The sequence below is a fragment of the Pseudomonas sp. B21-031 genome (genome assembly GCF_024748985.1).
Lineage (GTDB): Bacteria > Pseudomonadota > Gammaproteobacteria > Pseudomonadales > Pseudomonadaceae > Aquipseudomonas > Aquipseudomonas kermanshahensis.
Genome location: NZ_CP087181.1, coordinates 772,036 through 791,500 on the forward strand (window position 1 = coordinate 772,036; position 19,465 = coordinate 791,500).

The 19,465-nt window shown below is 62.7% G+C and carries 20 protein-coding genes; 10 read left to right on the forward strand and 10 right to left on the reverse strand.

What is annotated here, in order from left to right; genetic code table 11:
* Positions 1-66: 66 nt before the first annotated feature.
* From LOY53_RS03515 to LOY53_RS03530, 4 genes are all read right to left on the reverse strand, one after another.
* Complete coding sequence (locus LOY53_RS03515; protein WP_099428290.1) at positions 67-564, reverse strand: GreA/GreB family elongation factor; 498 nt, start codon at positions 562-564, stop codon at positions 67-69.
* Positions 565-630: 66 nt separating this feature from the next.
* Entirely contained in the window at positions 631-987 is a 357-nt protein-coding gene (locus LOY53_RS03520; protein WP_099430863.1) for a hypothetical protein, read from the reverse strand.
* A 78-nt stretch (positions 988-1,065) separates the two neighbouring features.
* A complete protein-coding gene (locus LOY53_RS03525; RefSeq protein ID WP_258703609.1) occupies positions 1,066-2,919 on the reverse strand; it encodes a DUF4105 domain-containing protein in 1,854 nt (617 codons plus the stop codon).
* 74 nt (positions 2,920-2,993) lie between these two features.
* Positions 2,994-3,482 carry a DUF3015 domain-containing protein gene (locus tag LOY53_RS03530; protein WP_099452860.1) on the reverse strand — a complete coding sequence of 163 codons (489 nt, stop codon included), beginning with the start codon at positions 3,480-3,482 and terminating at the stop codon, positions 2,994-2,996.
* 256 nt (positions 3,483-3,738) lie between these two features.
* Between LOY53_RS03530 and LOY53_RS03535 the strand changes: the two genes are divergently transcribed.
* The 5 genes from LOY53_RS03535 (at position 3,739) to LOY53_RS03555 (ending at position 8,453) form a co-directional block, all read left to right on the forward strand.
* Positions 3,739-6,177 carry a Lon protease family protein gene (locus LOY53_RS03535; protein WP_252826647.1) on the forward strand — a complete coding sequence of 813 codons (2,439 nt, stop codon included), beginning with the start codon at positions 3,739-3,741 and terminating at the stop codon, positions 6,175-6,177.
* A gap of 162 nt (positions 6,178-6,339) precedes the next feature.
* Positions 6,340-6,678: a hypothetical protein gene (locus LOY53_RS03540; protein ID WP_027594524.1), complete on the forward strand. Its 339-nt coding sequence runs from the start codon at positions 6,340-6,342 to the stop codon at positions 6,676-6,678.
* A 165-nt stretch (positions 6,679-6,843) separates the two neighbouring features.
* Positions 6,844-7,332 carry a TIGR00645 family protein gene (locus LOY53_RS03545; protein WP_016501546.1) on the forward strand — a complete coding sequence of 163 codons (489 nt, stop codon included), beginning with the start codon at positions 6,844-6,846 and terminating at the stop codon, positions 7,330-7,332.
* A 112-nt stretch (positions 7,333-7,444) separates the two neighbouring features.
* Complete coding sequence (locus tag LOY53_RS03550; RefSeq protein ID WP_099452864.1) at positions 7,445-7,750, forward strand: DUF6482 family protein; 306 nt, start codon at positions 7,445-7,447, stop codon at positions 7,748-7,750.
* 85 nt (positions 7,751-7,835) lie between these two features.
* Positions 7,836-8,453 carry an FKBP-type peptidyl-prolyl cis-trans isomerase gene (locus LOY53_RS03555; RefSeq protein ID WP_027594522.1) on the forward strand — a complete coding sequence of 206 codons (618 nt, stop codon included), beginning with the start codon at positions 7,836-7,838 and terminating at the stop codon, positions 8,451-8,453.
* A 124-nt stretch (positions 8,454-8,577) separates the two neighbouring features.
* Here LOY53_RS03555 and LOY53_RS03560 read toward each other — a convergent pair whose 3' ends face one another.
* The 3 genes from LOY53_RS03560 to LOY53_RS03570 form a co-directional block, all read right to left on the reverse strand.
* Entirely contained in the window at positions 8,578-8,823 is a 246-nt protein-coding gene (locus LOY53_RS03560) for a hypothetical protein (protein WP_010951938.1), read from the reverse strand.
* A 151-nt stretch (positions 8,824-8,974) separates the two neighbouring features.
* Positions 8,975-9,316, reverse strand: a complete 342-nt coding sequence (locus tag LOY53_RS03565; protein ID WP_027594521.1) for a zinc ribbon domain-containing protein YjdM — start codon at positions 9,314-9,316, stop codon at positions 8,975-8,977.
* Between the two features lie 183 nt (positions 9,317-9,499).
* Positions 9,500-10,468 carry a polyprenyl synthetase family protein gene (locus LOY53_RS03570; protein ID WP_099452866.1) on the reverse strand — a complete coding sequence of 323 codons (969 nt, stop codon included), beginning with the start codon at positions 10,466-10,468 and terminating at the stop codon, positions 9,500-9,502.
* Positions 10,469-10,712: 244 nt separating this feature from the next.
* On the opposite strand from LOY53_RS03570, the gene rplU reads away from it, so the two are divergent.
* The 5 genes from rplU to LOY53_RS03595 all read left to right on the forward strand — a co-directional run bounded on the left by rplU (position 10,713) and on the right by LOY53_RS03595 (position 14,408).
* Complete coding sequence (gene rplU / locus LOY53_RS03575; RefSeq protein WP_003247466.1) at positions 10,713-11,027, forward strand: 50S ribosomal protein L21; 315 nt, start codon at positions 10,713-10,715, stop codon at positions 11,025-11,027.
* 38 nt (positions 11,028-11,065) lie between these two features.
* Complete coding sequence (gene rpmA / locus LOY53_RS03580) at positions 11,066-11,323, forward strand: 50S ribosomal protein L27 (RefSeq protein ID WP_008092023.1); 258 nt, start codon at positions 11,066-11,068, stop codon at positions 11,321-11,323.
* Between the two features lie 188 nt (positions 11,324-11,511).
* Positions 11,512-12,738, forward strand: coding sequence for an Obg family GTPase CgtA (gene cgtA / locus LOY53_RS03585; RefSeq protein WP_258703610.1), 1,227 nt, complete (start codon positions 11,512-11,514; stop codon positions 12,736-12,738).
* 85 nt (positions 12,739-12,823) lie between these two features.
* Positions 12,824-13,942, forward strand: coding sequence for a glutamate 5-kinase (gene proB, locus LOY53_RS03590; RefSeq protein ID WP_027594518.1), 1,119 nt, complete (start codon positions 12,824-12,826; stop codon positions 13,940-13,942).
* A 10-nt stretch (positions 13,943-13,952) separates the two neighbouring features.
* Positions 13,953-14,408, forward strand: a complete 456-nt coding sequence (locus LOY53_RS03595) for a CreA family protein (RefSeq protein WP_172960338.1) — start codon at positions 13,953-13,955, stop codon at positions 14,406-14,408.
* A 137-nt stretch (positions 14,409-14,545) separates the two neighbouring features.
* On the opposite strand, the gene mksF is transcribed toward LOY53_RS03595, so the two are convergent.
* The 3 genes from mksF to mksB are packed head-to-tail and all read right to left on the reverse strand — an operon-like array spanning position 14,546 to position 19,360.
* Positions 14,546-17,377 carry an Mks condensin complex protein MksF gene (mksF, locus tag LOY53_RS03600; protein ID WP_252826648.1) on the reverse strand — a complete coding sequence of 944 codons (2,832 nt, stop codon included), beginning with the start codon at positions 17,375-17,377 and terminating at the stop codon, positions 14,546-14,548.
* Positions 17,374-18,081, reverse strand: a complete 708-nt coding sequence (gene mksE, locus LOY53_RS03605; RefSeq protein WP_099428293.1) for an Mks condensin complex protein MksE — start codon at positions 18,079-18,081, stop codon at positions 17,374-17,376. The genes mksF and mksE overlap by 4 nt, the downstream gene beginning before the upstream one ends.
* Positions 18,071-19,360, reverse strand: a complete 1,290-nt coding sequence (mksB, locus tag LOY53_RS03610) for an Mks condensin complex protein MksB (protein WP_027594514.1) — start codon at positions 19,358-19,360, stop codon at positions 18,071-18,073. The genes mksE and mksB overlap by 11 nt, the downstream gene beginning before the upstream one ends.
* Between the last annotated feature and the right edge of the window lie 105 nt (positions 19,361-19,465).

Here is a 19,465-nt window from a genome sequence, read left to right on the forward strand (position 1 = left end):
ACAGGTCGGCGCTCGCCTTGGAGGCTACACGGTTCGGGTGGGAGCCGGCTTGCCGGCGATTGGCCCTCAAGCCTCACCCGCGATAGCGACCACCTCGATCATCTGATCCCCCACCGGCCGCCGCCACATCACTTCATCCCCAGGCCCAGCGCCCAGCAACGCCCGCCCCAACGGCGAGCCCCAGTTGATCAACCCGCGGCCCGCATCGGCCTGATCTTCCCCCACCAGCTGCACCTCATGCGCCTGGCCCTGCTCATCCACAAAGCTTACCCGGCTACCGATCTGCACCTTGTCCCGCGAGGTAGCGGCTGGCACCACCTGGGCACTCTGCACCCGTGCGCTGAAGTAGCGCAGGTCGCGCTCGGCATCGGCCAGGCGCTGCTTGTCGGCACGCTCGCCCTGGGCCTGCAACTCGCTGCGCAATGTGTTGAGTTCGGCTACCCGCTGCTGCAATTGCGCCAGGCCACTGGCCGTGACGTAGTTGGGCTGCTCGCTCACCCGTCGCTCAACCGGCTGGTCGGCCTGGGCGGCAGCTTGGTCTTCGTTGACGAACGCTCGGCTCATGCTGGCCTCCTTGTGCAGGAGACCATGATGGCAGGCCGCCGGTTTCAAGGGATGTCAGTTTGCGACCTAGTCGTGGCGATAAGCCCGTGCGGCGTCGCGGTCCTTCTCGTGCTCCCAGTCACGGTCGCGTTGGTCCCAGTAGCGGTCACGGTATTGACGCTGCTCTTCGCTGTTCTGCAGGGCGTGGCATTGGCGAAAGCCATCGTCCCAACCGCTTTCGTACTGGCGATTGTGCAGGTAGCGCGGCACGTCCTTGCGGAAGTCGCCGGCCATCACCCCGGCCGCCTGCCGGCCGCTGCTGCAGCCATCCTGGAAGCCATCGGCGTAGGCGGGGGGGTATCCGTGGTCGAGCATCTGTTCGTGGGTGGTTTCGCACCCTGACAGCAAAAAGGCAACGCACAGGCCTAACCAGTACCGCGACATGAACACTAGACCCTCCAATTGATGCTGGAGAGTCTAGGGGGCGATTTGTCGGCGAGCTGTCAAAACAGTGTCAAAGAGTCAGTAGTGGTACCACTTCAGCTCCAGCATCACTTCGTTCTGCGCCGTCGCCAGGTGGCTGAATTCGCGCGAGGCACTTAACCGCAGGCCCAGGTTGCGGCTGATTTCCCATTGCTGATTCAGGCTCACGCTGCGCCGCACTTCGCCGTTGGTGAAGAAGTCACCCTTCGCCTCCAGCGTCATGTTGCCCAGCCCGTTGCGCCAGAGCAGGCCGCCGTTGAACCCGGCTGCCGGGGAGATGAACTCGGCAAAATCATTGTGGTGTTCAACGCGCACCGTGCCCAGGGCGAAGCCCAGCAGTTCGTCGGCCAGTTGCCAGGTGCCGCCAGCGCCGCCATTCACATGGCTGACCAGCACTTCGTCGTCATGCTTGCCCGGCACCCGTTCCAGGCCACCGGTCACCTGCCATGACCACGGTTTGAGCAGCGCATTGCGGGGTGTCAGCGAGCGGATGGTGGCAAGGTCCAGGCGCTGCACCTGCCAGTCGTTGCCTTCGTACTGGCGGACTTTCAGCTGCAGAATCTCGATTTGCGCGCCCAGTGGGAAGCCGTAGGCGTTGTCGTTGAGGTCGTGATACGCCATGCGCAGGCCGTACTCGGCGTAGGCGCGGTCTTCTCGCGTGCCGACACCCAGCTGCCAGGTGCGTGAATCATGGCCATCCTCAGGCAACCCCGGGCGCTCGATTTGCAGCGCCGGCGGCGGGTTGCGGTTGATTGCGCGCAGCAGCTCGAAGCTGCGCGTGGCCTGGCCTGGGTCGCGTTGCTGGCCATTGGCGCGGTAACGCTCCAGGCGGTAGGCGGCGTCCTGTACCAGCGCCTGGCGCTCGCGGGGCAGGGCAGTGAACTCAGGGCTTTGCAGCTGTGCGGTATCGGCGCTGACAGCCAGCACTTGCTGCTTTTCGTGAGGGTCAAGCGGCTCGGCGCGGGCCAGCAGTTCGCGCTCGCGCGAAGGCCGGTAGTTGACGCTGGACACCAGGCCAGACTGGCGCACTGCCTTGACCGTGTCGGTAGGGATGGCGGTCAGCGGGAACTGCGACGTCAAATCCAGGCCTGGCCGCGCCACCTGCAGCAGTTCGAGCAGGCGGTACGAGCAGTTCTCGTCGAAGAAGAAATAGTCGAACTGGATCTGCTTCAGCTCCCACACATGCTCGACCATACGCCCGGTCTCTTGCGGGGTGAGGTCCAGCTGGTACTCCCACAGGTCGCGGTTTTCCAGGCTGCGGTACTCGGACAGCTTCTCTTGGTAGGGCATCAGCGCGAACAGGCCTGGGTAGCCGCCCATCAGGCCTTTCCAGGCATACAGGATGCTGTTGTCGCTGCCTTCGATGTAGGCGCCGAAGTTGATCGCGTAGCTCAGCAGCGTGGTGTCGTCGCTGTGGGTGTTGGACTGGTCGATGCGCAGCAAGGTGTGGCCGAACATCGACGAAGGGCTGTTCAGGTAGGCCGCCGGGAAGATCAGGGCGGCGCTGTGCGGGTCGATCGAGGTGTACCAGTTCTTGAATTCCTGGCAGTCGGGCTGTGGCAGGTCGGTCAGCCCCAGTTGCTCCTTGAGCCAGCGGGTACGCGCTGGGAAAACGCACTGGGCATGCTTGTCGCCCAAGCTGGCGGGCGCATACAGGGACTGCACCGTGGCCCGCAGCTCTTGGTCCGGGTGGTGCGCGCCATCGTCGGCGAGAAAGAACTGGGTATCGTCCACATAGCTGCGCCAACCCCCCAGCTTGGCGGTTTCGTAATGGCCCAGGGCGATCCAGTAGGGGTTATTGGCCAATTGCTGAAGACGGCCTTCATCCAGCGCAGGGGCAGCATGAACAGGGGCGCAGGCACACAGCGCCAGGTAAGCGAGGCGTTTGAGCATATCGGGCAACTACTTCTTCACGATGCCGAAAGAAAGGGCGAAACCCGCCCCGACACGGGGCGGGGATGCTGCGCTTAAGCCTCGGTGGCGTATTTGGCCAGGCGTGGGTCGTTCTTCAGAACAGCCAGGGTATTGCTGTGCACGGTTTCGGCCGTCACGTCGGCGCTGCTGAAGATCTGGCTGAAGTGCTGGTGGGTGACCGACTCGAAGTAGCTACGGTCTTCCGGCGCTACGCCCAGAACCACGGCATAGGTGGTCAGCGCCTCGCCTTTGCCCATGGCCATGTCTTCGGACAGTTCGTTCATCATGCCATTCATGGCAAACCACGACTTGCCGCCATAGGTCAGCGAAGCCTTGGTGGAGCAGCCATTGGTGCCGGAGGTCATGCCGAAGGTGGCGTTACCGGAGGTGCCGTTGGTGGTGGAAGCCAGGAAGTGAGCCGGCGTACCGCGTTGGCCTTCGAACAGCATGTTGCCCCAGCCGCAGTTCGGGCCGCCTGGCGCTTCAGCCATGGCATTGAGGGAGACCACGGTGAACAGAGTACCCAGAAGAATCCGTTTCATAGCATTTGTTCTCTATTTGTCTTAAACCAAGGGTCAGGGTTTCTGGCAACTCGGTTGCCAGGTCGGGAAAGCTTTTCACCCACCCGCGCAGCTTGGAGTTTAGGCACGATCTAAAGGTTGCGTTGTTGATTGCGAAAAATTTGCCTGGAGGCCTGCGTTATCGCGACTGCGACATAAAGTCCCGGTGAGCCTTGCAAGGCGCGCGCGGGCAGCGCCAGAATGCTCCGTATCCGCCCCGCCGAAGTAAGGAAACCCAATGCCCGATCCTGTCGCTGCGCGCCTGCGTCTTGCGCCTGAAGCCCTGACCCGGCGTTTTTCCCCCGAGCAGTTTGCTTTTACCCATACCGACGATCTGGAGCCGTTTCGAGGCGTTCTGGGCCAGGAGCGAGCAGTCGAGGCCCTGCAATTCGGCGTGGCCATGCCTCGCCCTGGTTACAACGTGTATGTGATGGGCGAGCCCGGCACGGGCCGCTTCTCGTTCGTCAAGCGCTACCTCAAGGCCGAGGGCAAGCGCCAGCACACCCCAGCCGACTGGGTTTACGTCAACCACTTCGAGGAAACCCGCGAGCCGCGTGCCCTGGAGCTGCCCTCGGGCAGTGCCGGTGAATTCATCGCCGACATGGGTGGGCTGATCGACAACCTGTTGTCGACCTTCCCGGCAGTGTTCGAGCACCCGTCGTACCAGCAGAAGAAGGGCGCCATCGACCGTGCCTTCAACCAGCGCTACGACCGCGCCCTGGATGTGATCGAGCGGGCCTCGCTAGAAAAAGACGTGGCCCTGTACCGCGACGCCAGCAACGTTGCCTTCACCCCGATGGCCGACGGCAAGGCGCTGGACGAAGCCGAGTTCGCACAGCTGCCTGAAGCGGTGCGCGAGCAGTTCCACGAGGACATCGCCCTGCTCGAAGAGCGCCTCAACGAAGAACTGGCCAGCCTGCCGCAGTGGAAGCGTGAGTCGAACAACCAGCTGCGTCAGCTCAACGAAGAAACCATCACCCTGTCCCTGCAGCCGCTGCTGGCGCCGCTGTCGGAAAAGTACGCCGAAAACGCTGCGGTGTGCGCCTACCTACAGTCGGTGCAACTGAACCTGTTGCGCACCGTGGTCGAGCAGTTGGTCGATGACAGCAAGACCGACGCCGTGGCGCGCAAGATGCTCGAAGAGCAATACGCCCCCAGCCTGGTGGTCGGCCATCACCACGATGGCGGCGCGCCGGTGGTGTTCGAGCCGCACCCGACCTACGACAACCTGTTCGGCCGGATCGAATACAGCACCGACCAAGGCGCGCTGTACACCTCCTATCGCCAATTGCGCCCAGGCGCCTTGCACCGGGCCAACGGCGGCTTCCTGATTCTTGAAGCCGAGAAGATGCTTGGCGAGCCCTTCGTCTGGGATGCGCTCAAGCGTGCGCTGCAGTCGCGCAAGCTGAAGATGGAGTCGCCGCTGGGTGAACTGGGCCGGGTGGCGAGCGTCAGCCTGACGCCGCAGATGATCCCGCTCAACGTCAAGCTGGTGATCATTGGCTCGCGCCAGCTTTACTACGCGCTGCAAGACCATGATCCGGACTTCCAGGAAATGTTCCGGGTGCTGGTGGACTTCGACGAAGACATGCCCATGGTCGACGAGAACCTGGAGCAGTTCGCCCAGCTCTTGCGGACCCGCACCAACGAAGAAGGCATGGCGCCGCTGACCAGCGACGCCGTGGCGCGCCTGGCCACCTACAGTGCCCGGCTGGCAGAGAACCAGTCGCGCCTGTCGGCGCGCATCGGTGACCTGTTCCAGCTGGTCAGCGAGGCGGACTTCATTCGCCAACTGGCCAGCGACGAGATGACCGATGCCGGCCACATCGAACGCGCACTCAAGGCCAAGGCCACCCGTACCGGGCGTGTGTCGCAGCGGGTGCTGGACGACATGCTCGCCGGCATCATCCTGATCGACACCGAAGGCGCGGCCATCGGCAAGTGCAACGGCCTGACGGTGCTGGAAGTGGGCGATTCGGCGTTCGGCATGCCGGCGCGTATCTCTGCCAGCGTTTACCCCGGTGGCAGCGGCATTGTCGACATCGAGCGTGAGGTCAACCTGGGCCAGCCGATCCACTCCAAGGGGGTGATGATTCTGACCGGCTACCTGGGCAGTCGCTACGCCCAGGAGTTCCCGCTGGCCATCTCGGCGAGCATCGCCCTGGAGCAGTCCTACGGCTACGTCGACGGTGACAGCGCCTCGCTGGGTGAGGTCTGCACACTGATCTCGGCCTTGTCGCGCACGCCGCTCAAGCAATGCTTTGCCATCACCGGCTCGATCAACCAGTTCGGTGAAGTGCAGGCGGTGGGCGGGGTCAACGAGAAGATCGAGGGCTTCTTCCGGCTCTGCGATGCACGTGGCCTGACCGGCGACCAAGGGGTGATCATTCCACGGGCCAACGTGGCCACCTTGATGCTCGACGAGCGCGTGCTGCAGGCGGTCGAAGCCGGGCAGTTCCACGTTTACGCGGTCAGCCAGGCCGACGAGGCGCTGAGCCTGCTGGTAGGCGAGGAGGCCGGTGTGGCGGATGACAAGGGCGAGTTCACCGAGGGCAGCGTCAATGCCCGCGTGGTGGAGCGCCTGCGTGAAATCGCCGAAATGATCAGCGAAGAAGACATCAAAGAGGCGGAAAAGGAACGCCTGGAAGAGGTGATTGCGCAGGCTAAACCCGCCTGAGTCAATAAATCGGCGCTGGCGGCGATGTGCTACCGTTCAGCGCCGGTTTTCCAACTTTCTGTGTTGTTCTTCTATGCTGGAACTTAGGGAGCAATCAGGGTTCAGGATGGAAACAGCCTGAGGGTTTCAGGCTGAACAGGGCTCATTGGAGGGGACGCGGCCATGCGCAACCTCAGCCTTACTCGCCAGTGCCTGGGCCTGGTGACCCGCATTGAATGCAGCATTCGCCCACTCGCCGGTGACAATGGCATGTGGACGCTGCTGTTCGCCGCCGGCATGGCCGGTGAGCAACCCTCGGCCATCAAGGCTCAGGGGCCGTTCCACGGGCCATTGGTTGCCGAATCGGTGCTCAATGCCATCGTCGACAGCCTCACGCTGCATGGCTATCAAGTGACCGAAGACCCGCAGATCTGGTGCCTGCACCTGCAAGCGCAGTTGCGTCGCATCAACGGTGAGCGTTGCCGCAACCTGGGGGATTATCAGTTTCATCCTGAAAGCTGAGTGAGCTGGGGCCGCTTTGCGGCCATTCGCAGCACAAGGCTGCTCCTACCGGTAGGGGCAGCCTTGTGCTGCGAATGGGCCAACTCGATTCAGCTTTTGCTGTAACAGGTGGCTGGCTATACTCGCCGTCGCTTTTTTAGTCACCTGACGAGTCCCTTACCCTCCATGGAACGTATTCTCGAAAACGCGATGTATGCCTCGCGCTGGCTACTCGCCCCTATCTACTTCGGCCTGTCGCTCGGCCTATTGGCCCTGGCGCTGAAATTCTTCCAGGAAGTCGTCCACGTCCTGCCCAACGTATTTGCCCTGAGCGAAGCTGACCTCATCCTGGTGATCCTGTCGTTGATCGACATGTCGCTGGTGGGTGGCCTGCTGGTGATGGTGATGATTTCCGGCTACGAGAACTTCGTCTCGCAACTGGACATCGACGACAGCAAAGAAAAGCTCAACTGGCTCGGCAAAATGGACTCTTCGTCGCTGAAGATGAAGGTTGCTGCGTCGATCGTGGCCATTTCCTCCATTCACCTGCTGCGGGTGTTCATGGATGCGCAGAACATCTCCACCGACTACCTGATGTGGTACGTGATCATCCACATGACCTTTGTGGTGTCGGCCTTCTGCATGGGCTACCTGGACAAGCTCACCAAGCACTGAGCCCACGCGGCTTGAGGGTAAAACTGACCAGTGGCGTCAGTTTTACCTTGTGTATTCGCAAACCTTGTACAAAAAATGAGCACTCACGCGGTTCCCGCTGCGAGGTGCTCTCATGAACCTGCATCAGCTCAATACCGAAGCCAGGGTCGGCCATGTCGACGAACTCAACCTGATTGCCATCGAAGGTGGCGATTATCTGCTTGAGGCCCGGATCAAGGGCCGTGCGCATCCGCTTTCCGACAGCCGTGGGCAACGCTTGCGCGTGCACTCCGTGGAAGAGGCACGGGGCCTGCTCAAGGACCTTCCATTGCTCTCGCTGAACCTGTTGCACTGGTCTGTGCAGGACGAAATGTGTGGCATGGGCACGCACCCGGAAGAAGACCTGAAAGTGCCGATTTCCCAGCGTTCGGCCTGGTAGCTGCTCGCAGCGCCCCAGTGTGCTAGGCTGCTCGCCCTTTTCATCAAGGGCGCGGCTGCACTGCGCCCTGCAGTGGAGCACGACAATGTCCGAACTCAACCTGTCTACCGACGAAACCCGCGTCAGCTACGGCATCGGCCGTCAGCTGGGTGGTCAACTGCGTGACAACCCGCCACCAGGCGTCAGCCTGGACGCCATCCTGGCTGGCCTGACCGACGCCTTCAACGGCGCCGACAGCCGCGTCAGCGAAGCCGACCTGTCGGCCAGCTTCAAAGTCATCCGCGACATCATGCAAGCCGAAGCTGCAGCCAAGGCTGAAGCCGCTGCTGGCGCTGGCAAGGCATTCCTCGCCGAAAACGCCAAGCGCGAAGGCATCACCACCCTGGCTTCGGGCCTGCAGTTCGAAGTGCTGACCGCAGGTGAAGGCGCCAAGCCGACCCGCGAAAGCAACGTGCGTACTCACTACCACGGCACCCTGATCGACGGCACCGTGTTCGACAGCTCGTACGACCGTGGTCAGCCGGCTGAATTCCCGGTTGGCGGCGTGATCGCTGGCTGGACCGAAGCCCTGCAGCTGATGAACGCTGGCAGCAAATGGCGCCTGTACGTGCCGAGCGAGCTGGCCTACGGCGCCCAAGGCGTTGGCAGCATCCCGCCGCACAGCGTCCTGGTGTTCGACGTCGAGCTGCTCGACGTACTGTAAGACCGCTGGGGCCGCTTTGCGGCCCATTCGCGGGGCAAGCCCGCTCCCACAGAGATACTCAAGATGAGCAGAGGGGTCTTTGTGGGAGCGGGCTTGCCCCGCGAAGAGGCCGGGCCTGCAAACATCAATTCCAGTCTGTCCCCCCAGGGCGCAACGCCCGCGCATAGCAGAACAGAAACAAATTCCGCACCAGCTCCTTGAGCACCCCAGGCTCACTCGAATTCAGCCCACTCATGTCCAGGTCACCCTGGTCTCGCAGTTCATCGAGCGCTTCTTCTTCGAGCACGGCACAGACTTCGCCAGTCTCACGATGCAGGATGCGCAGGTAAGGGTGGGGGCGTTCGAGCCAGGCGTCGATCAGATAAGTCATGGCTATTCTCCTTGGACAGCAATTCCAATGAGAATAATTCTTATTATCAAAATAGCAAGGGGCTATTGGCGTATTTTTGCCGGACGGTGCAGTGACCCTGTTGCAGGATCTGTCAGGGCCGCCTGAAAGGCAGCCCCGTCGCACAGCGTTATCAGACCTTGCGTACGAACTCGGACTTCAGCTTCATGGCGCCGATGCCGTCGATCTTGCAGTCGATGTCATGGTCGCCGTCGCACAGGCGGATGTTCTTGACCTTGGTGCCTACTTTGACCACCAGGGACGAGCCCTTGACCTTGAGGTCCTTGATCACGGTGACGGTATCGCCGTCCTGCAGGACGTTGCCGACCGAATCTTTCTTCACCACGTCATCGCTGGCGGCTTCGGCTTCGCCGTTGGCCGACCACTCGTGGGCGCATTCGGGGCAGATCAGCTGGCTGCCATCCTCATAGGTGTATTCGGAATTGCATTTGGGGCAGGGCGGCAGAGTGCTCACTTCGGTTCCTTAAACAGACAGGCGGTTAAAGGCCCATATTGTATAAGGTTTTAAGCGGGAAGTGTTTTTGTCCGTACAAAAGCATTCGCGGGACAAGGCCGCTCCCACAGGTTCTCCACCCAGCTCAAGGGCAGTGATGTACCTGTGGGAGCGGGCTTGTCCCGCGAAGAGGGCGACGCTGTCTTAGTGCGTACGCGCTACCGCAAACTCGCTCAGCTCGATCAATGCATCGCGATATTCGCTGGCCGGCAGCACTTCCAGGCACTCGATGGCCTTGGCCACATAGTCGCGTGCCATCTGCGCGGTGTAGTCCAACGCGCCCGAGGCTTCGACCGCTACGCGGATCTGCTCGAGGTCTTCCAGGCCGCCCTTCTGGATGGCTTTGCGCACCAATGCAGCCTGTTCAGGCGTGCCTTCGCGCATGGTGTAGATCAGCGGCAGGGTCGGCTTGCCTTCGGCGAGGTCATCACCGACGTTTTTGCCGAGGGTCTGCGAATCGCCCTTGTAGTCCAGTAGGTCGTCGACCAGCTGGAAGGCCACGCCCAGGTGGTCACCGAAGGTGCGCAGGGCCTCGCGCTGTGCTTCGCTGGCGCCGGCCAGCGCGGCGGCGCTGTGGGTCGAGGCTTCGAACAGCATGGCGGTCTTGCCGCGGATGACCTCCATGTACACCGCTTCCGTGGTGCTGGCATCGCGAACACGCGACAGCTGCAGCACTTCACCCTCGGCGATGACGCGGGTGGCCTTGGAGAGGATCTGCATGACCGGCATCGAACCCAGTTCGACCATCATTTCGAACGAGCGCGAATAAAGGAAGTCACCTACCAGCACGCTTGGCGCGTTGCCCCACAGCGCATTGGCGGTGGAACGGCCACGGCGCATGCCCGACATGTCGACGACGTCGTCGTGCAGCAGGGTAGCGGTGTGCAGGAATTCGATGGTCGCTGCCAGCAGGCGCAGGTCGTCGCCTTCGCGGCCCAGGGCCTTGCCGCAGAGCAGGACCAGCAGGGGACGCAGGCGCTTGCCACCGGCCGACGTGATATAGTCGCCGATCTTCGATACCAGCGGCACGCGCGAGGTCAGCTGCTTCTTGATGATCTCGTCGACGGCGCTGAAATCATCAGCCACCGCGCGGTAGAAGGTTTGGGGTTGCATCGGCTGCTCCATTGACGTTGCGCGGCATGCTAGGTCGCGGGTCCCGGTGTGTCAAGGCGCGGTGCCAGCGCCACCGGGGCGGTACTTGCAAGCAAAACCGGGGTTGCGTACAATCGCGCACCCTAACTTCCTGGGCAGCACCTGCCTTACGCAATTGCACCGGGCCGTTCCAGCCCCATGCAGCCATGCCAGCCAATACTCAATATATAAAGCGCTGGGTGAGCAGGATTATCGGAGAAATACCATGTCTTACGCAGTAATCGTTACCGGCGGCAAGCAGTACAAAGTCGCTGAAGGTGAATTCCTCAAGATCGAAAAACTGGAAGTCGCCACTGGCGAATCCGTGACTTTCGATCGCGTTCTGCTGGTTGCCAACGGTGAAGAAGTCACCATCGGCGCACCAGTCGTCGCTGGCGCTAAAGTTGTTGCAGAAGTCGTTTCGCAAGGCCGTCACGATAAAGTCCGCATCATCAAGTTCCGTCGCCGTAAGCACCACATGAAGCGTATGGGCCACCGCCAGTGGTTCACCGAGATCAAAATCACCGGCATCCAGGCTTAATCCCCTAGATCCCCTGAATTTATTTGGAGAATTGAACCATGGCTCACAAGAAGGCTGGTGGTAGTACCCGTAACGGTCGCGACTCAGAATCGAAACGCCTTGGCGTGAAGATGTATGGCAGCCAGGTCGTCAAGGCCGGCAACATCATCGTCCGTCAGCGCGGCACCCAGTTCCACGCCGGTTACGGCGTTGGCATGGGCAAGGATCACACCCTGTTCGCCAAGATCGAAGGCGTGATCAAGTTCGAGAAGAAAGGCGAGTTCAACCGCCGTTACGTGAGCATCGTCGCCGCTTAATCGCGACGTCGCTCCAGAAGCCCCGTCATGCGACGGGGCTTTTTCGTTTGTGGTGAGCCTCTTGCAAAGCTGTTTGTATGGGCTGCCGGCGTGGGTTTCTACGGTCGTACGGGGCCGCCGCGCTCATTTTTGCAAGAGCCTCAGGTTTTTTAAGTATTCAGCTCGTCTGCCGACGAGAGGCGGTTTTAATGAAGTTTGTTGACGAAGTATCGATTCGAGTCAAAGCCGGTGACGGCGGTAACGGTTGCATGAGCTTCCGTCGCGAAAAATTCATCGAAAACGGTGGCCCTAACGGGGGTGACGGCGGTGACGGCGGTTCGGTCTACATGGTCGCCGACGAAAACCTCAACACCCTGGTCGACTACCGCTACACCCGTCACCACGAGGCCCAGCGTGGCGCCAACGGTGGCAGCACCGACTGCACCGGCAAGAAGGGTGAAGACCTGTTCTTGCGCGTGCCCGTCGGCACTACGGTGATCGACGCCACCACCCAGGAAGTGATCGGTGACCTGATCACCCCTGGCCAGAAACTGATGGTCGCCCAAGGCGGCTGGCACGGCCTGGGCAACACCCGTTTCAAGTCCAGCACCAACCGTGCGCCGCGCCAGACCACCCCAGGCAAGCCGGGTGATCAGCGCGACCTGAAAATGGAAATGAAGGTACTGGCCGACGTCGGCCTGCTCGGCCTGCCGAACGCTGGCAAGAGCACCTTCATCCGTTCGGTGTCGGCCGCCAAGCCGAAAGTCGCCGACTACCCGTTCACCACCCTGGTGCCGAACCTGGGTGTGGTCAGCGTCGACCGCTGGAAGAGCTTCGTCATCGCCGACATCCCTGGCCTGATCGAAGGTGCTTCCGACGGTGCAGGCCTGGGTATCCGCTTCCTCAAGCACCTGGCACGTACCCGTGTGCTGCTGCACCTGGTCGACATGGCGCCGCTGGACGAAAGCAGCCCGGCCGATGCCGCCGAAGTGATCGTCAACGAGCTGACCCGCTTCAGCCCGTCGCTGGCCGAGCGTGAGCGCTGGCTGGTGCTGAACAAGGCCGACATGGTCATGGAAAACGAGCGCGACGAGCGGGTCAAGGAAGTGGTCGAGCGTCTGCAGTGGGAAGGCCCGGTCTACGTGATCTCGGCGATCTCCAAGCAGGGCACCGACAAGCTCAGCCACGACCTGATGCGCTACCTCGAAGACCGCGCCGATCGCCTGGCCAACGACCCGGCCTACGCCGAAGAGCTGGCCGACCTCGATCAGCGCATCGAAGACGAAGCCCGTGCTCAGCTGCAGGCCCTGGACGACGCCCGCACCCTGCGTCGCACTGGCGTCAAGAGCGTCCACGACATCGGCGACGATGACGGTTGGGACGATGATTTCGAGGACGACGAAGACGGCCCAGAAATCATTTACGTGCGCGACTGACCGCTTGCAGTACACTAAACGCCGCTCTCTGGAGCGGCGTTTTTGTATCTACGGTCTCTACAGATTCGACATAGGTTGGAAGAAGATGCGAAGCAAGGTGACGGGCGCCAAGCGCTGGGTCGTGAAGATTGGCAGTGCGCTGCTGACCGCCGATGGCAAGGGCCTCGACCGCGGCGCAATGGCCGTTTGGGTCGAGCAGATGGTCGCGCTGCGTGAAGCAGGCGTGGAGTTGGTGCTGGTCTCTTCGGGGGCCGTGGCAGCTGGCATGAGCCAGTTGGGCTGGACCTCGCGACCGAGCGCGATGAACGAGCTGCAGGCGGCCGCGTCGATCGGCCAGATGCGCCTGGTGCAGGCCTGGGAGTCGAGCTTCGGCGAGCACGGCAAGCACACCGCGCAAATTCTGCTGACCCATGACGACCTGTCTGACCGCAAGCGTTACCTCAACGCCCGCAGCACCCTGCGCACGCTGGTCGACCTGGGCGTGGTGCCGGTGATCAACGAGAACGACACTGTGGTCACCGACGAGATCCGCTTCGGTGACAACGACACCCTGGCTGCGCTGGTGGCCAACCTGGTGGAAGCCGACCTGCTGGTGATTCTCACCGACCGCGACGGCATGTTCGACGCCGACCCGCGCAACAACCCTGAAGCCCAGCTGATCTACGAAGCCCGCGCCGACGACCCGTCGCTCGACGCAGTGGCCGGTGGCACCGGCGGTGCCCTGGGCCGTGGCGGCATGCAAACCAAGCTGCGCGCGGCACGCCTGGCGGCACGTTCCGGTGCCCACACCATCATCATCGGTGGCCGTATCGAGCGCGTGCTCGACCGCCTCAAGACGGGTGAGCGCCTGGGGACTTTGCTGTCGCCTGAGCGCGGCATGCTTGCAGCGCGCAAACAGTGGCTGGCCGGGCACCTGCAAACCCGCGGCACGCTGGTGCTGGACGCCGGTGCCGTGCAGGCGCTGCGCCAGGCCAACAAGAGCCTGTTGCCGGTGGGCGTGAAGACCGTGCAGGGCAGTTTCCGTCGTGGCGAGATGGTGGTGTGCGTCGGCCCTGATGGCCTGGAAGTGGCCCGCGGTTTGGCCAACTACAGCGCCCTTGAGGCGCAAAAAATCATTGGCCAGCCGTCCGATGCCATCGAAAGCATCTTGGGCTACAGCGCGGAGCCCGAGCTGGTGCACCGTGACAACCTGGTTCTGGTCTGAGGGCGTGGGCATGTTGAAAAGGATGATCGCCGTGGCAGCGTTGGCGTTGCCGATGCTGGCCGGTGCCGAGGAGGTCGGCCAGGTGTCGACCGTGTTCAAGTTCGTCGGGCCAAACGACCGCATCGTGGTCGAGGCATTCGATGACCCCAAGGTCGAGGGCGTGACCTGTTACCTGTCGCGGGCTAAGACCGGCGGCGTGAAGGGTGGCTTGGGCCTGGCCGAGGACCGGGCAGAGGCGTCGATCGCCTGCCGTCAGGTGGGGCCGATCAACTTCAAGGGCGAATTGAAAGATGGCGAGGAAGTGTTCAAGGAACGCACCTCGTTGGTGTTCAAAACCATGCAGGTGGTGCGTTTTCTCGACAAGAAGCGCAATACCCTGGTGTACCTGGTGTACAGCGACCGCATGATCGAAGGCAGCCCGCAGAATGCGGTGACGGCGATTCCGATCTTGCCTTGGGCTCACTGATAGCCCAGTAAAAGCAGGGAGGCCTTTGGCCTCCATTCGCAGCACAAGGCTGCTCCTACAGAGATCTGAGCTGCGTCCCCTTGTAGGAGCAGCCTTGTGCTGCGAAAGGGCCGCAAAGCGGCCCCCGTTCACAACAATCAGGCCAACGCCTCAGCCTGATCCTCGTGCACGTCCGCCTTCACCTCATCCAGCCGGCTGATGAACTTCCAGTCCGCCTCGTCGATGTAGATGCCATTCGGCCCGCTGCCACCTTCCAGGTCGATCGCCACCTTGGCCGACACCTGCGGCTTCACGCTCGCCAGAATCGGCACGAAGCCCAGCTGCAAGCTGGTCTCCAGCAGTGCCGCCTGGTTGCGTTCGTCGATGTCTGCCGCCTCGTCGAGGTAGTACGGCAGGCGAATGCGCCCGGCCAGGTCGCGGTCCATCAGGTGCAGCAACAAGTACATGTTGGTCAGCGCCTTAATGGTCATGGTGGTGCCGTTGGACGCGGCGCCGTCAATGTCGGCGTGGATCACCGGCTGGCCATTGACCTTGGTGATCTCGAACGCCAGCTCGAACAGGTCCTTGAGGCCAAGCTGGTTGTGGTTGGCCGCCACCAGCCGTGCCAGGTACTCCTTGGCTTCTTCGTTCTTGTGGTCCTGGTCCGAGCTTTGGGTCAGGTCGAACACCGACAGGGTCTCGCCTTCCTCGTACTGCCCGGCGCTGTGGATGATCTGATCGATGTGCTTGAGCGCCTCTTTGTTCGGCGCCAGCACCACGCGGAAGCTCTCCAGGTTGGACACCTGGCGCTTGTTGATCTCGCGGTTGAACAGGGCCAGCTGGTGCTCAAGGCTGTCGTAGTCGCTGCGGATGTTGCGCAGGGTCCGGGCGATGTCGGTGACGGCCGCGCGGCGTGCCTTGGCCAGGGTCAGGGCCTCGTCGGTGCGGTGCGCATAGGCGTTGACCAGCAGTTGTAGACGGCGCTCCATGTCGTCTTCGCTGTCGAACTTGGCCACGCCCTTGAGGCGCACCTGGGCGTACAGCGCCTCGATCTGGTTATCCACCCGCTGCAGGCTCTGCCAGCTGTCTTGGTAGTCATTGAGCATCGGCAGCAGGTTGTCCATGGAGTCGTCGATCGCTTCCATGAACGGCGTGCCGTAGGGCAGGTCGGCCGGCAACAGCTGGCGGCGACGCAGGGCGTCTTCCAGGGTGCGTTGCTTGGACTCGAGGTCGCCGATCTGCCGGCCGACCAGTTGCAGCTTGGCCGACAGTTGCTGGACACGTTCGGTGAAGGCGTCGCTGGAGCGCTTGAGCTCGTCCTGGGCGGCTTCCAGTTGCGACAGCTGTTCCAGTTTCTCGGGCTCTTCGGCGGCCAGGGTTTCGCTGCGGCGGAAGTCTTCCAGGGCTTTTTGCGCGTCCAGTACCGCTTGGTACAGGGTTTCGGTCTGCGCCTTGGAGGCGGAGCGGTCGGCGGCTACGGCCTGCTGGGTCTTGAGCTGCTTGAGTTCTTTTTCCAGGCGCTCTTTTTGGTCGCGAAGGGCGGCACGGTCGGCCAGGGCCTGAAGGGCCGGTGGGTCGATGTGCGACAGGTCGATGGACAGGCCGGGCGCTTCGAAACGCTCGCCCTTGAACCCGTCGAGCACGGCTTCCAGCGACTTTACCCACAGGTCGCTGTCGTCCAGTTCGATGCCACGCTCGCCCAGCGGCAGGCTGAACAGGGCGCCGTTGAACAGGCGCATGAGGCGGTCGACATCCTGCTGCGAGAACTCTTCGCGCAGGCGGGCGTAGCTGTTGTTGTCGGCGTGGTCGAGCTGCTGGCGAACCTGCTTGAGGCGTTTTTCCAGGTCGCGTACGCGCTCATCCAGGTCTTCGGCCGAGAACTGCCGCGATTGGGCCAGCGCGCCGGCCAGTTCGTCGTGGGCGTCTTTGGCGGCCAGCAACTGCTGCTCCAGCACCTTGACGTCATCGACCAGGGCGAAGCGGTGCTTGAGCACCGACAGCTCGCCAAGCCAGCGCTGGATGCCGGTGATTTCACGCTCCAGGCGCATCAGCTCCTGGGTGCCGCCACGTTGGTCGTTCTGCAACCGGTCCTGTTCGCCGCGATAATGCTCGGACTGGATGACCAGCTCTTCCTTGCGCGCCATGGCGTATTCCTGCCAGGTGCCCAGCAGGTTGTCGAGCAGTGGCGAAAGGCGGTGCAGCTTGCCGCGCAGGATGTCGCGTTGGGCCACGCCACCGGCCAGGGCTTCGACCAGTGGGCCGGCGGCGACCAGGGCGTTGTAGTCCTGCTCCATGCGGCGCACGTCGCGGAAGGCTTCTTCACAGGCTGCGATGTAATCGACGCTGCCCGAGCGCAGGCTGTGCTCGAAGGCGTCGAGGAACAGCTGCTTGAGCTTGGCGGCGGTGATTTCGCGCATGTGCAGCAGGTTGATGAACAGCGCGCGGAAGGTTTTCAGGCTTTGCTCGCTGGTCGAGCGCAGCGGGATCATGGTCAGGTCCAGCGGCACCGAGGTGTGGCCGCCGACCAGCAGCCGGCGCAGTTCGTCGGGCTTGAGCTCGTAGGCCTTCAGGCCCAGGCGCTCCAGGTTGGTGAACAGCTCCTTCTGGCGCAGGCAGGTGTCGTTCTTCTGGTAGTGGGCCAGGTCCAGTTCGCCTTTGTAGGCGAAGAACTGGTGGCCGAAACCGCCACCCGGGCCGCGACCGACCACACCGATCACGTGCGGGCCGTGGGGCAGGTTCAGTTCGCAGAGAATGTACGAGGTATCGCTGGCGAAGTAGAAACGACGCGACTGCTCCAGGCTGTACTTGCCGAAGCTCATGTCGGACATGCGCGCCAAAATCGGGAACTGCAGGGCGTTGATCGACGCCGATTTACCCAGGTTGTTGGCGCCGTACACCGACAGCGGGTGTTCCAGCGGGAACAGGCCGAGGCTGTAACCGGCGGTGTTGAGCAATGCAAAGCGGCGGATGCCGTAGCGTTCCTGGCTCATGCGTCAATCTCCTGTTGCTCTTCGCGGATGGCCCGGGCCAGGGCGTCCTCTTCGCTCTCGTCGCCTTCGAACGGCGACAGGTCGAGTGGGTCGTCGGTGCGGTTGAGTTGTTCCGGGCTTTCTTCCTCGACCAGTACCGGTGTCGGCAAGGGCAGGTCGCTGTGCAGGGTGGCAGCCAGGTCGCGGTCCTGCTGGACCGACAGGCACACATCGAGGAAGCGGTGCATCGGCGGCAGAAAGCGGTAGATGCCGCCTTCCTCGTGGGCGAAGCCGAGCTGGGTCATGCGCCGGAGGATTTTCTCTTCGAGCTCTTCAACGGTTTGCACCTCGGCCTGCAGGAACAGGTCGCGGTACTTGTCCAGCAGCGAGGGCAGCTCGTCGCGGCCGATGCTGCCGCCGTCGAGCACGGCCATCGGGTCGCGGCCCTGGTCGGCGAGGTGCTCGACCAGGATGAAGGTGAACAACGACAGGCGCTGTGCGGTCTTGTTGACCTGGGCGGCGGCAAGCTCGGGCACGAAGTAATAGAAGCCACGGGTGTCGCACACCAGCTCGAAGCCCAGGGCCTTGAACAGGGTGCGGTACTGGTCCTGGAAGTTCGACAGCTGAGCGTACAGCTCCGGGTCACGGCGGCTCACGTGGAAACCTTTGAACAGCTCGCGGAAGATCGGCGCGAGCTGGGACAGTTCGGAAAGATCAAGATGCATTGGCTGGGCTCGCGTTGGATTCGGCAGTCGTTCGGGCGACGTCTTCACGGCTGGACGTCAGGGCGAACGAGCGCAGGCTGACCAGGTGTTCGTGGGTGGTGTAGTCGCGGCGCTCGAGGCGCTCGCGCTTGAAGCGCTTTTCTCGGGACAGGCGCGAGAACCAGTACAGCAGTTCGTCGGTCGCGCCTTCGGGCTCCTGGTCCAGCAGCCAGACCATCAGGTCGGGCAGCGGCAGGGCCTGCTCGCAGCGTTCGAGCATTTCCTTGACCGTACGTGGCGCGCGCGGCAGCGGGTCTTTGTCGGTCTTGTGCGCCTTGGGGAAGCGCGCAGGCTTGGGCTCGAAACGGGCCAGAGCGTAAACATAGGCCTCGACCTGGCTGGCACTGCCGAGGAAGGTGCTCTGCGGCCGGGTGAACATCGGCATGGCCGCTTGCGGCACGGCATCGATGCCCTTGCGGCGGATCACCGACAGGGCCAACGCAGCGCCACGGGTTACGGCGTTGTGCCGGCGCGCTTCTTCGCGCAGGGGCAGCAGCAGTTCACGGGCGTGGCGCAGGGTCAGCTGGGCGCTGGTCTGCATTTCCAGAATGCGCGCGTGGGTGCGCAGCAGCATGTCGTCGTCGACCAGGTGGCCGAGGCGCGCCTGTTCGCCCAGCAGGCGCAGCAGCACGGTCTCGACCTTGCGCACGCCTTGTTCGAAGGCGCCGTCGGCGTTGACCAGCTGGATCATCGGCTCGACGTATTCGTCCCAGGTCGCGAGGACTTCGGCGTAGCGCTGGCGCAGCGGAATCTGCCGGTTGCTGGTCTTGGCCCGTTCGGCCACGGCCACCAGCGCCTGCTCGTCGTTGTCGAGCTTTTTGAGCACATCGCGCACGCGCATGTCGAGCAGGCGCAGCTGGCGCGCCAGGTCGTCGCTGTCGCGGTTGTCGAAGGCGTCCTGGATATGCCCGGCGAGGCGCTCCAGGTGGCGCAGGTAGGCTTCGATCTCCAGGCACAGGCCCAAGCGGTGTTCGCGGCGCAGGTAGGCGAGGAAGTCGTGGATCTGGGCGTTGAGCTCGAAGCGGTTCGGGCTCTTGGCCACCGGGACCAGGATATCCAGGCGGATCCACACGTCGAGCAGCTGGGTGATGTCCTGCGGGGTGCTTTCGACCTGCTGGCGGGCCACATGCTGGCGCAGTTCGACCAGGCTCAGGGTGCCCTGGTCGAAACGTTCGCACAGCGGCTCGATCAGGGCCCAGTGTTCGGCTAGGGCGCGCAGGACGCGCTTGGGTTCGATCATTGGCTTCGACTCGTTGCCAAGAAAAAGGGGGCGATTGTACTGCATCCAAGGGGGAGGATTTCACCCCTTGGTCTGTAATGAGAGATGTCCCTTTGCTTTGCGTGT